12 protein-coding genes are annotated in these 15,205 nt (G+C 75.3%); 8 read left to right on the top strand and 4 right to left on the bottom strand.

Translation table 11 applies throughout. The features are described from left to right. The first annotated feature begins 32 nt into the window (after window positions 1–32). Both E4622_RS16230 and E4622_RS16225 read left to right on the top strand, forming a co-directional pair. Window positions 33–1,733, top strand: coding sequence for a phospholipid carrier-dependent glycosyltransferase (locus tag E4622_RS16230; protein WP_245156067.1), 1,701 nt, complete (start codon window positions 33–35; stop codon window positions 1,731–1,733). 54 nt (window positions 1,734–1,787) lie between these two features. Then, window positions 1,788–2,192, top strand: coding sequence for a PPOX class F420-dependent oxidoreductase (locus E4622_RS16225; protein WP_134741239.1), 405 nt, complete (start codon window positions 1,788–1,790; stop codon window positions 2,190–2,192). 15 nt (window positions 2,193–2,207) lie between these two features. On the opposite strand, the gene E4622_RS16220 is transcribed toward E4622_RS16225, so the two are convergent. Further along, window positions 2,208–3,821: an Ig-like domain-containing protein gene (locus tag E4622_RS16220; RefSeq protein WP_167736119.1), complete on the bottom strand. Its 1,614-nt coding sequence runs from the start codon at window positions 3,819–3,821 to the stop codon at window positions 2,208–2,210. A 148-nt stretch (window positions 3,822–3,969) separates the two neighbouring features. Here E4622_RS16220 and E4622_RS16215 point away from each other — a divergent pair, with 148 nt between their 5' ends. From E4622_RS16215 to E4622_RS16200, 4 genes are read left to right on the top strand one after another with little or no spacing between them, the layout of a single operon-like run. Beyond that, window positions 3,970–5,217 (top strand): hypothetical protein, encoded by a 1,248-nt coding sequence (locus E4622_RS16215; RefSeq protein ID WP_167736118.1) that lies wholly within the window; start codon window positions 3,970–3,972, stop codon window positions 5,215–5,217. Then, window positions 5,214–5,693, top strand: coding sequence for an SRPBCC family protein (locus tag E4622_RS16210; RefSeq protein WP_134741236.1), 480 nt, complete (start codon window positions 5,214–5,216; stop codon window positions 5,691–5,693). The genes E4622_RS16215 and E4622_RS16210 overlap by 4 nt, the downstream gene beginning before the upstream one ends. Continuing rightward, a complete protein-coding gene (locus E4622_RS16205) occupies window positions 5,690–6,406 on the top strand; it encodes a hemerythrin domain-containing protein (protein WP_134741235.1) in 717 nt (238 codons plus the stop codon). The genes E4622_RS16210 and E4622_RS16205 overlap by 4 nt, the downstream gene beginning before the upstream one ends. Further along, window positions 6,403–6,756, top strand: a complete 354-nt coding sequence (locus E4622_RS16200) for a thioredoxin family protein (RefSeq protein ID WP_134741234.1) — start codon at window positions 6,403–6,405, stop codon at window positions 6,754–6,756. Before E4622_RS16205 ends, E4622_RS16200 begins: the two co-directional genes overlap by 4 nt. Here E4622_RS16200 and E4622_RS16195 read toward each other — a convergent pair. Next, on the bottom strand, window positions 6,744–10,088 hold the full coding sequence (locus tag E4622_RS16195; protein ID WP_134741233.1) for a BTAD domain-containing putative transcriptional regulator: 3,345 nt from the start codon (window positions 10,086–10,088) through the stop codon (window positions 6,744–6,746). The two genes, E4622_RS16200 and E4622_RS16195, sit on opposite strands and share 13 nt — an antisense overlap. A gap of 86 nt (window positions 10,089–10,174) precedes the next feature. Between E4622_RS16195 and E4622_RS16190 the strand changes: the two genes are divergently transcribed. Both E4622_RS16190 and E4622_RS16185 read left to right on the top strand, forming a co-directional pair. Further along, on the top strand, window positions 10,175–10,492 hold the full coding sequence (locus tag E4622_RS16190) for a DUF4235 domain-containing protein (protein ID WP_134741232.1): 318 nt from the start codon (window positions 10,175–10,177) through the stop codon (window positions 10,490–10,492). Window positions 10,493–10,539: 47 nt separating this feature from the next. Further along, window positions 10,540–12,471: a GAF domain-containing sensor histidine kinase gene (locus E4622_RS16185; protein ID WP_134741231.1), complete on the top strand. Its 1,932-nt coding sequence runs from the start codon at window positions 10,540–10,542 to the stop codon at window positions 12,469–12,471. 6 nt (window positions 12,472–12,477) lie between these two features. Here the strand turns inward: E4622_RS16185 and E4622_RS16180 are convergent, their stop codons facing one another. Further along, window positions 12,478–13,443, bottom strand: coding sequence for an MsnO8 family LLM class oxidoreductase (locus E4622_RS16180; RefSeq protein ID WP_134741230.1), 966 nt, complete (start codon window positions 13,441–13,443; stop codon window positions 12,478–12,480). Between the two features lie 39 nt (window positions 13,444–13,482). After that, window positions 13,483–15,141: a CopD family protein gene (locus E4622_RS16175; protein WP_245156066.1), complete on the bottom strand. Its 1,659-nt coding sequence runs from the start codon at window positions 15,139–15,141 to the stop codon at window positions 13,483–13,485. Between the last annotated feature and the right edge of the window lie 64 nt (window positions 15,142–15,205).

The following is a 15,205-nucleotide window of genomic DNA, read 5'->3' as shown; positions in this document are numbered from 1 at the left end:
TCATGCCACCGCGGCACGTAGAGTCCTGCCCCGTGACGACCGTGGACCGCGCGCCGAGCGAGGGCCTGTCCACCACCGCCGACGGGCGCCCGGTGCCGCCGGCACGCGAGCGGGCCCGTCGTCGTCGCGACCTGGACGACCCGCTGACCTCGTGGGGCGCCGCGCTCGGCGTCACGCTGCTCGCGCTGTTCCTGCGGCTGTGGCACCTCGGCACGCCGAAGGAGTTCGAGTTCGACGAGACGTACTACGCCAAGGACGCCTGGTCCATGGCCAACCACGGCTACGTGCGCGAGTACGTCGAGGACGCCGACAAGCTGATCCTGGACGGGAAGACGTCGGGCGTCTGGACCGACGACCCCTCGATGATCGTCCACCCCGAGGCCGGCAAGTGGGTCATCGCGCTGGGCGAGAAGGCCTTCGGCATGGACCCGTTCGGCTGGCGGGTCTCGGCCGCCGTCGTCGGCGCGCTCATGGTGCTCGTGATGTGCCGGCTCGTACGCCGCCTGACCGGCTCGACCGCCCTCGGCTGCGTCGCCGGCCTGCTGCTCAGCCTCGACGGGCTGCACTTCGTGCTCTCGCGGCTGGCGCTGCTCGACATCTTCCTGGCGTTCTTCCTGCTCTGCGCCGTGACCTGCCTGGTGGTCGACCGCGACTGGTACCGCGCCCGGCTGGCCGCCGCGGTCGACGGCCCGCTCGCCCGGTCCTCGTGGGGACCCGTCCGGCCGGTGCTGCTGAGGCCCTGGCTGGTGCTGGCCGGGGTGTTATTCGGCCTGGCCATCGGCACCAAGTGGACCGCGGCCGTGCCGCTGGCGGCGTTCGGCGTCATGGTCTGGCTGTGGAGCGCCGGCGCCCGCCGCTCGTTCGGGGTCCGCTGGCCGCTGCTGCGCTCGGCGGTCGCCGACGGGCTGCCGGCGTTCGCGCAGCTGGTCCTGGTCGCGTTCGTGGTCTACGTCGGCACCTGGACCGGCTGGCTCGTGCACGCGGGCGAGTACGAGGAGCACCTCTCCAGCACGCAGTACACCCGCTTCGTGGCCGAGGGGGCCACCTGCGACGACGAGCCGACCCTGGGCGACGACCGCTGGCCCACCGCGTCCCAGCCCGACGCGACAGGCCCTGGCGAGGTGGTGCAGTCCCTGCGGTCGCTGTGGAGCTACCACCAGGACCTGTTCACCTTCCACACCCACTTCCTCAACTGCAGCGACCACCCCTACCGCTCGCAACCGGCCGGCTGGCTGCTGCTCAACCGGCCCGTCGGGGTCGCGGCCCACACCGACATCGCCCCCGGCACCGACGGCTGTCAGGCGCCCTCCGACAGCACCTGCCTGCGGCAGGTGCTGCTGCTCGGGACGCCGATGCTGTGGTGGGGCGGCATCCTGGCGCTGCTCTACGCCGTGGTCCGCTGGGTCGGCGCCCGCGACTGGCGCTTCGGCTTCGCGGTGGTCGGCACCGCCTCGACCTGGCTGCCGTGGCTGCGCTACGACGACCGCCCGATCTTCCTCTTCTACGCCGTCGCGATGCTGCCGTTCATCGTCGTGGCCATCACCCTGACGATGGGCCGGCTGATCGGGCCCTCCCGGCTGCCGTCCTCGAGACGGACGGCGGGCGTGGTCGTGGCGGGGTCCTTCTTCGTGCTGGTGCTGGTCAACTTCGCCTGGTTCTGGCCCATCTACACCAACGAGCTCCTCACCCGCGGGGAGTGGCTCGACCGGATCTGGTTCAAGCGCTGGATCTGAGGGTCGAGACGTGCTGAGGCCGCGGCGCCGCGCGCAGGCCCTAGGCTCTCGGGCATGACCGCGTGGCGACCCGGCTGGGACGCGTTCCCCCAGCCGCTGCTGGACTTCTGGACCGAGCGACACCTGTGCACCCTCACGACGCTGCGGCCCGACGGGCGGCCCCACGTCGTCCCGGTCGGCGTGGCGCTGGACGTGGAGCAGCAGTGCGCCTGGGTCATCACCAACGACGCCTCCCGCAAGGCCCGCAACCTGGCAGGCGGCGGGCTCGTCGCCACCTGCCAGGTCGACGGCGGCCGCTGGTCGACCCTGGAGGGTCACGGCACCGTGCTGAGCGATCCGGCGTCCGTGGCCCGCGCGTGCGAGCGGTACGCCGCCCGCTACCGCACGCCGCGGGAGAACCCCACCCGCGTCGCCATCCGCATCGAGGTCGAGCGCTTCGTGTCCTCCTCCGCCTTCTGAGGAGACGTAGTCGGGTCAGCGCACCCGCACGACCTTCGCGCGGGACCGGGACGCCACCACGTCGCGTGAGCCGGCGTAGCTGACGACGAGCGTCCGCCGTCCGGCCGGAAGCCGCTTGGTCACGAGCACCAGCCGGCCGCGAGCGGACGCCCTCAGCACACCTCGGGCGACGACCTTGCTGCCCAGGCGCACGAGCACCGTGCCGGCGACGGGCGCCGTCGAGGTGACCTGGATGCCGAGCCGGACCTTGCGGTGCCGCGCCTTCGCCGAGGTGACGACCGTCCGGGAGCCGACCCGGGCCACCCGCACGGGCAGCGCACTGCTCGACGAGGCCGCGTGGCCGGTCGTCCCCAGGTAGGTCGCCGACACCGCGCGCGTGCCGGCGGCGCCGGCGGGGATCCTCGCGACGGCACTGCCGTCGGGGCGCACGGGCACGGTCGCGACGCGAGCGCCGCCGACCAGGAAGGCGACGTCGCCGGTGGGGACGCTGCCGTCGGCCGCGGTCACCCGCGCGGTCGCGGTGACCGGTGCGCCGTACGCCGTCGTGGTCGCGCGGTCGAGCGTGAGACCGGTCGTGGTGGCCATGGCGCCGGGAGCGTCGACGGTCAGCAGCAGGTCCTCGGCAACCGACGGCGCCGAGATGTCGGTGCCGGAGTGCCCGACCCGGATCGTCCAGGTGCCGGTCCGACCCGCCGCCCACCCGGTCAGGGACACGGGGAGCGCCTGGTTGCCGCCGGGGTAGGCGGCGCGGGCGATCTCGGTGAAGTCCTGGGAGCCGGCCGGTGCCGCCCAGACGACGAGGTCGCCCTTCACGTCGGCCACCGTCCCGGGGTCGGCGGACCGCGCCGCGCCCAGGACGGAGACGGGGTCGCCCTGGCTGACCACGGAGCCGCTGATGGCGGCCGAGGTGGTGGTCGGCATCCTCACGACCGTGACCTCGCCCAGGAACGAGCCCATGCCGACCGAGGTCGGGCCGTAGCTCGCGTCGCCGGAGTAGTAGACGTGGGCCTGCGGGTAGACGCCCGGCGTCATGCTCAGGTCGCGTAGTGCGAAGGTGCCGTCGCGACGGATCACGTAGGTGCTGCGCACCGCCTCGCCCTGGAACATCGCCATGGTGCCCCCGTCGGGCTCGACCACCGTCTCGCGGTCCGGGACCAGGTCTCCGTAGAGCGGGGCGCTGTAGCTGATCGTGGGGTTGGCGATGGTGACGTGGGCGCCGACGTACCACGGCTTCACCGTCAGCTGGCTCTCACCGGACGAGGTCTCGGTGGCGACGAAGACCTTGAGCCGGTACTCGGTCCCGGCCCGGAAGCGACCGAGCGTGGGGATCGCGAAGTGGGCGATGCTGTTGGTCATCTCCTGGGAGGCGAGGACCTCGTCGCCACGCACGACCGTGGCGGTCTGCTCGCTGCCGCTGCTACGGACGGTGAAGACCAGGTCGTCGCCGTAGCGCGGCTCCTGGGTCTTGGTGACGGTGACGTCGAGCGGGGGCGGCTCGCCACCGCCGCCGCCGGGCGCCGAGGCGACGGCGGAGGAGGCGGGAAGCAGGCCGAGCAGGACGGCGAGCGGCAGGAGTCCGGCCAGCAGCGCCAGGGCGACGCGGCGGGAGGGGGTGGGAGGTGCAGACATGGTCCGTCTCTTTCTGGTGGGAGGAGCCCTCACCGTGGGCGAGCGCGCTGGGACGGCTCTGGGACGGCGCTGGGACTCGGCTCCCAGGGCGGTCCCAGGGGGCAGGTCCAGAGTCGGGACGACCAGCAACCGACCCCCTGGAGCACCGATGTCCCGCACCTCCCGCGCCCTCCTCGCGAGCGCCGTGGCCCTGGCCGCGCTCACCGCCTCGCCCACCCCCTCCTCGGCCACGGCGCCGGGCTCCGACGCCGGGGCCGCACGCAGAGGCACTGCTGCCGGCACGATCGTGTTCATCCGCTCCCACGACGTGTGGATCGCCCGCGGCGACGGCTCCGGAGCGCGCCGGCTCACCCAGGACGGCACCGCGGCGTTCCCCTACGGCTCCCCCACACAGTCCGACGCCGGCACCGTCGTCGCCACCTACAACCAGGACCTCGTGCGGATGACCCAGCAGGGCCGCGTCCTCAACCGCATCGACCCCGGCTCGCTGCCGACCTCGATGGGCGTCCGCATCGACGGCATGCCGGTCGACGCGGCGATCTCCCCCGACGGCCGGCGGATCGCCTACACGTTCACCAAGCACCTGGGCCCGGGCACCGGCTTCCGCTCGGCCACGGGCTACACCGCCGCCGACCGGCTGACCAGCCCGGCGCAGCACGGCTCGACGTTCTTCTGGGACCCCTCCTGGGTCGGCAGCTCCCGGACCCTGCAGACAGGTGGTGCCGGCTCCCACGTCAACCTGCACGACCTCGGGGGACGCCAGCAGCACTGGTTCTCGACCGAGACGGGCGACTTCGGCAACACCGAGCTGAGCCGGGACGGGCGGCTGCTCGCGGGGGTCTTCGAGGACGGCGGAGAGACCTACCTAGCGTGGTTCCGGGTGGTGGGCGACGCCACCAGCGGGCCGCCCCCCGCCCGTCCCCGCGACGAGGACGCCTGCCAGATCGGGTCGGTCCCCGGCATCACCAACCCGACCTGGGGCCCCGACGACGCGTCGCTGGCCTGGCAGGAGGACGACGGCATCTGGACCCGCTCCGGAGGGCTGGACTGCACCGTCCCCTCCACGCTCGTCCTGCCCGGCGGCTCCGAGCCGCACTGGTCACCGGCTCCGCTGAGCGCTCCGGCGCCGGTGGCCGTGCGCAACACCCGACGCCCCACCATCACCGGCAAGGCCGTGGTGGGCCGCATGCTGCGGGCCGCTCCCGGCGCCTGGAACGTCCCGGGTCCCCAGGTGCTGCTGCAGTGGCTGCGCGGCGGCAAGGTCGTGGGACGCGGGCGCACCCACCGCGTCGTCCGGGCCGACCGCGGCCGGTCCCTGGTCGTCCGGGCCACGGCCCGCAAGGCCGGGCACGGCTCGGCGACCGCGACCTCGCGTCCCGTGCGGGTGCGGCGATGAGCGCCGGGCGCGAGACGACGTTCGAGTCCTCGGTGCGGGTGCCGCTGCCCGCCGCCGTCGTGGCCGGCTTCGTCCTCGACTGGGGCAACGACCCCCAGTGGCGGGCCCAGGTCCTCCGCTTCACCTGCGAGCCGCCGGGGCGCGCGCGCCCCGGCCAGATCCTGCGGGAGGAGCTCCGCTTCGCCGGGCTCACCTTCCGCACCGAGACCGTCGTACGACGCACCACCCCCCTCAGTGCGTCGTACGACGGCGGGTCCGGCGCGGTGCTCGTCCGGGGCACCCGCCGGGTCACGCCCGTCGACGACCGGCACTGCGAGGTCACGACGACCACGCACGTCCGGCTCATGGGGGCGCTGCGGCCGTTCGCGCCGGTGCTCACCCCCTCCTACCGCCGCGCCGACCGCGCGGACCTGCTCCACCTGCCCGAGGTGCTCACCCGGCACCACGACCGACCCTCCGAAGGAGTCCACCCGTGACCACGCTCCTCCCCGGCCAGGCCGCCGCACCGGCCGGCCCGGCCGACCTGTCGATGATGTACGTGCTGCACCACGGCTTCCGGCGCGACCTCGCCCGCTTCGTCGCGGCCGCGCGGCTGACCCCGCTGGACGAGCGGGCCACCTGGCGGGCCCTCCTCGAGCGGTGGGACCTCTTCGCCCGCCTGCTCCACGACCACCACCACAAGGAGGACGAGCACCTCTGGCCACTCCTGCGCGGCAAGGTCGAGGCCGCGGGCGACCTCGACGCGGCCCGGGTGCTCGACGAGATGGAGGCCGAGCACGCCACCATCGACCCGCTGCTGGAGGCGGTGCGCAGCGGCTTCTCCTCGCTGGCCGCCGGCCCCTCCCCCACGGCGCAGACGGGCCTGGCCGCCGACCTGGCGCGCGCCCGCGACGAGCTCGGCGCCCACCTCGGGCACGAGGAGCAGGATGCGATCGAGATCCTCCAGCGCTACGTGCCCGGCGAGGAGTGGGCCGAGCTCGAGCGCACCGAGCTCCGCGGCGGGCTGGCACCCGGGGACCTCGTTCGCCTCCTTCCGTGGTGCGTCGAAGCGCTTCCGGACGAGGTCAGCCGACCGCTCCTGGCCGAGGCCGGGCTCCCGTTCCGGGTCCTGCTCCGCCTGGGACGACCGCGCTTCGGCCGGCTGGAGCGCGCGGCGTTCGTCTTCGTGCCCGAGGACGTGGGCGCGTGAACGGCGTCGTCGCCCGGGTCGGCGACGCCGACTTCGGCGACGTCGTGCTGGGCGCGGTGACCCCGGTGCTCGTCGACTTCCACGCCGACTGGTGCGGCCCGTGCCGCCAGCTCGAGCCGGTCCTGGACGAGCTGGCCGCCGAGCTGGACTGGATGAGCTTCGTCCGCCTCGACGTGGACGCGGAGCCCGTGACCGCCGCGGCCTACCGGGTGACCGGCCTCCCGACCCTGCTCGTCTTCGTCTCGGGCGAGCTGGTGCTCTCGATCGTGGGGGCGCGCCCCCGGCGCACCGTGCGCGAGCTGCTGGTCGCCCTGGCACCGGACGGGCGCCGCGCCGCTCAGACCGCGTAGCGCTCCCGCACCTGCACCACCTCGGACTCCACCCGCGCCAGCCCCCATTCGCGGGCGAGGGCGACGGCGGCGTCGGCGTGTGCCGACGCCGCCTCGTCGTCCCCGAGCGCGACCGCCCCCCACGCCAGGAAGGCGTCGACCGGTCCCATCGGCACCGCGCTGCCCGCGGCGCACATCCGGCCGGCGTACGGCGCGGCCAGTGGGTACGCCGCGGCGGCGAGGTCCCGGTCCCCGAGGCCGAGCGCGATCTCGCACGCCAGGCAGGCGTAGACCAGACCGACGAAGGTCTCCTCGGAGAGGTCGACGCCCTGCTGCTCGTGGACGGCGCGGGCCGCCTCGACCTGCCCCGCCCGCAGCAGCACCACCACGGCCACGGGGCCGGCCGGGATGGAGGTGTCCGCCACGAGGGCGCCCATCGCCGCGATGAGCTCGTCGTACTCGCCGGCCAGCATGTGCCGCGCCGCCGTCGTCACGGTGAGCGCGTCGACCAGGTTGGGCATCCGCAGCCGCTGGGCGAGCTCGCCGAGCCGGACCAGGGACGCGTCGGCGGCCTCCAGGTCGCCCCACATGGTCAGCCACGGCACCTCGAGCACCCGCAGGAACGCCTCGGCCGTGGCCAGCCCTCGCCGCTGGCACTGGTCGCTCAGGTGCGGCAGCGCGGCACGCACTTCGGCGGCGTCTCCGAGCTCGCTCGCGACCGAGACGCCCAGCGCGTCGACCAGCAGCCGCAGGCGGGTGTCACCCGCGGCGTCCGCTGCCTCGCGCGCCGCGGCGACGTAGTGGGCGCGGTCCCGCATCGCGTCCGCGCGGGAGCGCGCGGAGAACGCGCCGAGGTAGGCGACCGCGCGCAGCCGCGGCTCGAGGTGCCCGGCGACGGCGAGCGCTTGCGCCACGAGGGAGTCGATGCGCTGGACGTCGCCGCCGTAGTAAAGCTCCATCGCCAGCGCCAGCTGGGCCCGGCACCGCAGGCCGCGCTCGGCCTCCGGCAGCGCGGCGAGCGCGCGCTCCAGCGCCTCGACGATCGGCCGGTGCACGACCCCGAAGGGACGCACCTGCCACAGCGCGCCCTCCATCGTCGAGATCGCGGCGCGCGCCGCGAGCACCGGGTCCCCGAGGCGCTCGGCCACCGCCACGGCGTCGTCCACCGCGTCGGAGACACCGCTCCAGTCGGCACTCCACCGGCACGCGTCGGCCAGCATCATCAGCAGCTCGAAGCGCTGACCGTCACCGCTGCCGAGGTCGAGCTCCTGCCACCCCACGGCGCGGCGCAGCAGCCGCGCCTCCTCGTCGCAGGCGCCGTCCAGCCGTGCCTGCTCGGCGGCCACCAGCACCGAGCGCCACGCCTCCCCGACGTGGCCGTAGCCCGCGAGCTCCCAGTGGTGGGCGAGGACGGCGCGCTGGTCGGGACGGCGCAGGCCGCTGTGCCGCTCGAGCACCCGGCTCACCGCCCGGTGCCAGCCGGCCCGGACCTGCTGCGGCTGGTGCTCGTGGAGGGTCTCCCGGACGACGCCGTGCGCGAAGCGGTAGGCGGCGTCGACGCGGCCCTCGTCGACGACCAGGCCCGCCTCGATCGCGGGACCGAGCAGCTCCACGGTCTCGCCCTGGGTGCGCTCGACGGTGAGCGCGAGCAGGTCCAGGTCGAACACGACGTCGACGACCGCCGCGGCCTCGAGAATCGCCACGGTGGCGTCCGGCAGGGCGCGCAACCGGCTGAGCACGACGTCGGCCAGCGAGCCCGACAGCGCACCGCCCGAGAGGGCGAGCTCGGTCAGGAAGAAGGGGTTGCCCGAGGCGCGCTCCCACAGGGTCCGCACGGAGTCGCGGTCCGCGGTGCCCGCCACCGCCCGGACCAGGGCCGCCGCGTCCTCCTCGGCCAGCCCGGCCAGGTCCAGGCGGAGCGTCTGCCCGCGCGCCAGCTCGGCCGCGAGGTCGCTCAGGGCCTGGTCGGTCACGGCGTCGACGCGCGCGGTGACGACCACGCAGAGCGGCTCGTGACGGGCCACGGACTGCAGGTGCACCAGCAGGCGGCGCGTGGGCTCGTCGGCCCACTGGACGTCCTCGAGGACCAGGAGCAGCGGGCTGCGCCTCGCCGTACGGCACACCTCCCGGGCCACGGCGTCCCAGGTGGCGAACTCCGAGGCCGGGGCGGTGTCGAGGAGACGCTGCACGTCGGGGGCGTCCGTGAGCTGCTCGCCCAGGGACGCGGCGATCGAGCGCCACGGCCACAGCGGAGGCGGACCGTCGGCCGAGCACTGACCCACCGCGACGGTGAAGCCCTGCTCGAAGGCGAGCGCCGACAGCTCCTGGGTCAGCCGCGACTTGCCGACGCCCGCCTCCCCCGTGAGGAGCACGACGTAGGGCCGTCCGCCGGCGACCTGGGCCAGCACCTCGCGCAGGCGGGCGGTCTCGGCGACGCGACCGGCCAGGGGCCAGCGGGGCAGGGGCGGGGACTCGCGGTAGCGGGTGCGACGGACGACCGCGGCCCGGTCGAGGCCGTGGGCCTGCCGGCCCGCCTCGCCACCCGCCCAGTCGAGCGTGGGGTCCTGGCGCAGGATCGCGAGGTGCAGCTCGCGCACCGCCTGGCTGGGGTCGACCCCGAGCTCGTCGGCCAGCAGGGCGCGCAGCGACTGCAGTGCGGAGAGCGCGTCCGCCTGACGCCCGCTGCGGGCCAGGGCGACCGCCAGCAGCGCCCACCACCGCTCGTGCAGCGGGTGGGCCACGGTCATCCGGGTCAGCTCGGGCACCACCTCGGCGTGCCCGCCGAGCCCCAGCCGGGCGACCACCCGGAGCTCCTCGCCCGCCGCACGGAGGTCTCCGAGGCGGGCGCGCTCGGCCACCGCGGTGGGGTCGTCGCCCAGCTCGACGTAGGGCTCGCCGCGCCACAGACCCAGCGCGTGGTCGAGGAGGCCCAGCGCCTCGAGGAGCGGCTCCGGACCTCGGCCGCCCGTCCGTGGACGCAGGTGGTCGGGCACGTCGCCAAGCAGCGACCGGGCCTCGGCGACCGCCCGCTCGAGCACGGAGACGTCGCGGTCGGACCGCGCCACGTGCAGCGCGTAGCCGCCCTCCACGGTGACCAGCAGGCGTGGCGACTGGCGCGGAGCCCGCTCGGGCTCCAGGGCACGACGCAGGGCGGCGACGTAGCCGTGCAGCGTGGCCAGGGCCCCCGCCGGCGGGTGCTCGCCCCAGACGCGCGAGATGACCGTCGGCGTCGGCACGGGACCGCCGTCGGCGACCGCCAGGGCCGCGAGGATGGCGCGCTGCCTCCGGGTCCCGAGGTCGACCACGCGGTCGCCGTCGCGCGCCTCGACGGGTCCCAGGACGGCGATCTGCATCCGCCCAGCCTAGGAAAGACGACGGCTCGACGGCGGGAGATTCCGTGGTCCGGATGGGACCGGGCACGCGTGGGTACCGCCCCCGCATGGCCTCCGACAGCTCCAAGCTCTTCTCCGCCGTCTCGCTCGCCTCCGCCCTCGGCGCCGCCGCCATGGCGAAGAAGGGCCTCAACGCGTCCTGGAAGGCGGCGACCGGCAAGAACCCGCCGGCCAACCCGGCCGATCCCGACGTCAACGTGTGGGAGGCCGTGACCTGGGCCGCGGTGAGCGGCACGCTCATCGCGCTGGCCCGGATGTTCGCCACCCGCCAGGCCGCCCACGTCTTCGCCAAGCAGACCGGCCACCTGCCTCCCGGCCTGCAGCGCGACGGTCAGGACAAGGACGCCCCCACGCCGGTCTCTTGAGCACCGCCGCCCACCTGCGAGACTGACGGCTCGTGGGGGAGGTGGCCGTGAGCCCGGTCCGAGCACACGTCGGAGAGCTCCGACCGATCTACCAGATCATGCGCCGCATCAACGGCGGCGCCGACGTCGACTCCGTGCTCGACGCGGTGGCCGAGGGCGTCGCGCAGGCCGTGGGCTTCGAGGTGGCGGCGATCAGCTACCTCACCCGTGACCTGACCTTCCACATCTCGGCGGTCTCCGGCAGCGCCGAGGCCCGCGAGCAGCTCCTCGGCCACGAGGTCTCGTTGGCCTCCATGGAGGACGAGCTCGCCCTCGCCGAGCGATGGGGCTCCCTGCTGTTCATCCCCGCCGAGCGGCTCGGGGACGTGTCGACGGGGTGGTTCCCCGCGGCGGACCCGGAGACGGACGAGCAGCCGGACCCCGACCGATGGCGACCCGAGGACACCCTGCGCTCACCACTGCGCTCCCCCGCGGGCGAGCTCCTCGGCCTGCTGTCGGTGGACATGCCGGTCGACGGCAGGCGGCCGGACCAGGCGCGCCGCGAGCTGCTGGAGATGTACTCCGACCTCGCCGGCATCGCGCTGCACAACGCCCGCCGGGCCTCCGACCTGGAGGAGCAGGTCCGGCTGGCCGCCGCCGTCGAGGCGATCCACAGCAACGCCACGCGCTCGCTCGAGGTCACCCACGTCATCGGCAGCAGCGCCCACCCGATCGCCGAGGCCCTCGGCGCCGACAGCCTGTGGCTGCGCGCGCTGGGGGACGGCGACCGGGTCTCGGGCATCGGCGCCCGCTACCCCGACGAGCTCGGGCCCGCACCGGACGAGCTGCTCGAGATCGTCGCGCGCTCCGCCCGGGACGCCTGGGCCAAGGGGCAGATCGCCCTGGCGCGGATCGAGGACTCCTCGGCGGCGCGGGTCACTCCCGTCCTGACCGGGCGCACCGCGGCACCCACCCGGCCCCGCCTCGAGACCGGCGAACGGGTCGAGGTGGCGGGCGGGCGCGCCGGCTGGGTGCCCCGTCGGGCGCGCCGGCTGGACCCGACCGGACCGCAGCAGGAGGCGCTCACCGACTACCTGAGGCCGCTCGGCGCCCAGACGCTGCTGCTCGCTCCTCTCGGCGCCGGACCCGACTGCCTGGGCTACCTGATCGCCGTACGGCGCGTGGGTCGTCCGGACTTCTCCCCCCACGAGGTCCAGGCGGCCGGCCAGATCGCCCGCAACCTCGGGCAGGCGGTCCTCAACGCCCGGCTGCTCGAGCGCGAGCACGTGCTCGTGGGCCAGCTGGAGGCGCTCGACCACTACAAGAGCGACCTGATCTCGACGGTGTCCCACGAGCTGCGCACCCCGCTGACGTCGATCAAGGGCCACCTCGAGCTGGTCGAGGACGACCCCGCCGCGGCCCCGGAGTCGAGCTTCCGCGTGATCGGTCGCAACCTCGAGCGCGTGATGACGCTCATCAACGACCTGCTCACCCTCAAGCAGGTCACCGACGCCGACGTCCCCACCGTCTCGGGCGTCGTCGACCTGCAGCAGGCGGCCGTCGACGCCGCGTCCTCGATCCGCCCGCTGGCGGTGGAGAAGGGCGTCACCCTCCGGGTGCTGCCGTACGCCGGACCGCTGCTGATCAGCGGCGACCGCGACGAGCTCGAGCGGGTGGCCCTCAACCTGGTCGGCAACGCCGTCAAGTACACCCCCGCCGGCGGCACCGTCACCGTGTCGACCGCGCGGACGGAGCGCTTCGTGCGCCTGGTGGTCCACGACACCGGCTACGGCATCAGCAAGCACGACCAGGAGGAGCTGTTCTCGGAGTTCTTCCGCTCGACCAACCCCGAGGCCCTGGCCCTGCCGGGCACCGGGCTCGGGCTGAGCATCGTGCGCCGGATCGTGCAGCGCCACGGCGGGTCGATCCTGCTGGACTCGGCGCTGGGCGCGGGCAGCACGTTCACGGTCCGGCTGCCCCTGAGCCGCACGACGGGCTGAGGCGGCTCACCCGACGAGGTCGCGCAGCGCCGCGTCGGAGGCCAGCAGCGCCTCGCGGTCGTACGTCGACGTGCTGGCCATCAGCTCGTCCGCCTGCGTGCGCTCGGCGAGCCGCCCGAGCGCCCGGCGCACGGTGGCCGGCCCGCCCGCCACGGCCCGCTCCAGGGAGGCATCCACCCGTCGGCGTACCTGGTCGGGCCAGGGCTGCGAGCGGATGTCTCGTGGGCTCTCCAGGGGCGGGAACTCGCCGGTCTGCCGCGAGCGCGCCATGGCCCAGGCCTCCGGCAGCGCCAGCTCGCGGGCCGTCGCGTCGTCGGCGGCCACCGTGACGTCCAGGGAGACCGTGACGCCGGCGGCGCTGCCCCGGTGGGGTCGGAAGTCCCGACGGTAGGCGGCCAGCGCCTCGCCGACGTCCGGGTCGTCCAGGATCGGGCCGCCCAGCACCACCGGCAGGCCCAGCCCGGCCGCCAGCCGCAGCCCGCGCCCGGTGGCCAGCACGTGCATGGGCACCGGCGCGGTGGCAGGTCGGACGGTCAGGGCCGCGGTGCCCTCGAGGTAACCGCGCAGCTCGAGCAGGTCGGCCTCGAAGGTGTCCGGCGCGTCCGCCTCGTGGCGCAGCGCGCGGCGGACGGGCGCGGTGAAGCCCAGGGACCGGCCCAGCCCCAGGTCGACGCGACCGGGGTGCAGCGCCTCGAGCACGCGGAACTGCTCGGCCACGACGAACGGCTGGTGGTGCGGCAGCATCACGCCACCGGACCCGATGCGGATCCGTGAGGTGGCCGCGCCGACCGCCGCCAGCAGCACTGCGGGGGCGCCGGACGCGATGCCGGGCACGGCATGGTGCTCCGCGACCCAGAACCGCTCGTAGCCGACCGTCTCGGCGTGGACGGCGCGTGCGACGGTGCCGGTGACCCCCTCGGCGTCGGGACGTCCCGCCCGGGTCCGGGAGCGGTCCAGCAGCGAGAGCCTCACCCCGGGTCAACGCCCCGAGGGGCGCTGCCCTTCCCGCGGCTACGGCTCGCCGACGACGAACTCCAGGTAGGTCACGGGGTTGTCGAACTCGCCGGTGCGCAGCGAGACCTGCAGCCGCCAGGTCCCGGGCGAGGGCAGCACGAGCTGCGCGGTGTGGGTGCCGGCGACCGTCGAGGTGAGCGGCACGGTCCCGAGGTCGACCTGCTCGGAGAACAGCCGCGCCCGCGGCGGCTCGTAGAACACCGCCGGCGCGCCGGTGGAGTCGCGCAGCCGGAGGGTGAGCGTGGTGGGTCCGACGGCCTGCGGGGAGAGCTCGGCCTCCACCGTGACGTCGTCCAGCGGCGCCACCTGGGGGCCGCCGCGGGTGGGGTCGGCCGCGCTCGCGGCGGCGGCCTCGGGCTCCGGGCTCTCGTCCACCAGCACGCCGGTGACCAGCAGCACCGCCAGCAGCACGCCGGCCTCGGCGAACGTCGAGCGCGCCACCAGCCGGCTGCCGCTGTCGCGGTCGCGGCGCTTGACCGCGCGCTGGAGGCGCGGCAGCAGGGCGAAGCGGTTCCACGCCGCGATCGCCACCGCGACCAGCACGAGCGCGACCTTGCCCAGCAGGAGCAGCCCGTAGTCGGTGTCGACCAGCGGGCGCCAGGCACCGACGATGCGCCAGGCGAGCAGCACACCGGTGACGGTCAACGCCGCCAGGACACCGGCCGCCACCCCGGAGAAGCGGGCCAGGACCTCTCCCCCGGCGGCGTCGCGCCCGGTCAGCCCCGGGAGCACCAGCGCGAGACCCACCAGCCCGCCGAGCCAGACGCTGCCCGCCACCAAGTGCAGCGCGTCCGCCGCGACCGCCAGCGCCTCCGGGCTGGCCGCGCGGGTGTGGCCGGTGAGGGCCGGCCCCGCGAGCGCCACCGCGCCCGCCCCGAGCGCGGCCCGCCCGCGTCCACGTCCGGGCGCCCCGTGGCCGAGCAGCACGACCGCCACGACCGAGCCGAGGACGACCGCGGCCGTCACGCCGTACTCCGTGGGTGGGAGGGCCGACCAGGTCGCCGACCGGGAGAGGGAGTCGAGGCCGCCGCCGACCTGGTAGGCGACGGTGAGCGGGAGGCCGGTCAGCCAGCCGAGCGCCGCCGCGACGGCGCCGAGGCGGGCGACGCGTGCCGGCCGCCGGCGGGCCGCCGCCGGCACCGCCGGGGTCAGGAGGAGGAGCGTGAAGACCGTGAGCCCCGCCGTCAGCAGCAGCCCGACGTAGCCGACGACGCGGGCCGCGCCCAGGGTCCAGGGGGCGTCCGTGGCCGTGGTCTGCGCCGGAGGCGTGACGCGGGCGCTGGGCGCGCCGACGGAGAAGCTGAGGGAGCCGCTGATGGGGTGCCCGTCCTCGGAGAGGACGCGCCAGACCACCACGAGCGTGCCGTCGCCGACGTCCTCGCCGAGCTCGACGGCCAGCTCCTTGCCGCTGACCGACGAGGACGACGCCACCGACTCGCCCTCGGCGTCGAAGACCTGGACGCCGTCGGGCACGCCGGCGACCGCCTCGTCGAAGGTGAGCCCGATGCGCTCGGGGGCGGACTCCAGCACCGCCCCCTCGGCCGGGTCGCTGGCGACCAGCGTCGCGTGCGCGCTCGCCGGCGCGGCGGTGCCCAGCACCAGCAGCGCCACCACCGCCACGAGGACGAGGTGCGCGACGCGTCGCCACCGGTTCACGGGTCACGTCCTGGGTCGAGGGCTGGAGCGCGGGCTGGGTCCGAGGGGGGTCGAGGTCGCCGGT

Source organism: Nocardioides sp. 503 (assembly GCF_004522095.1).
GTDB lineage: Bacteria > Actinomycetota > Actinomycetes > Propionibacteriales > Nocardioidaceae > Nocardioides.
This window is presented reverse-complemented; position numbering and strand designations above follow the sequence as displayed.

Coding starts and splice junctions, on each gene's coding strand:
- E4622_RS16225 (WP_134741239.1), top strand. CDS start 1,788: ATGACCGCGTGGCGACCCGGCTGGGACGCGTTCCCCCAGCCGCTGCTG.
- E4622_RS16190 (WP_134741232.1), top strand. CDS start 10,175: ATGGCCTCCGACAGCTCCAAGCTCTTCTCCGCCGTCTCGCTCGCCTCC.
- E4622_RS16210 (WP_134741236.1), top strand. CDS start 5,214: ATGAGCGCCGGGCGCGAGACGACGTTCGAGTCCTCGGTGCGGGTGCCG.
- E4622_RS16215 (WP_167736118.1), top strand. CDS start 3,970: ATGTCCCGCACCTCCCGCGCCCTCCTCGCGAGCGCCGTGGCCCTGGCC.
- E4622_RS16195 (WP_134741233.1), bottom strand. CDS start 10,088: ATGCAGATCGCCGTCCTGGGACCCGTCGAGGCGCGCGACGGCGACCGC.
- E4622_RS16220 (WP_167736119.1), bottom strand. CDS start 3,821: ATGTCTGCACCTCCCACCCCCTCCCGCCGCGTCGCCCTGGCGCTGCTG.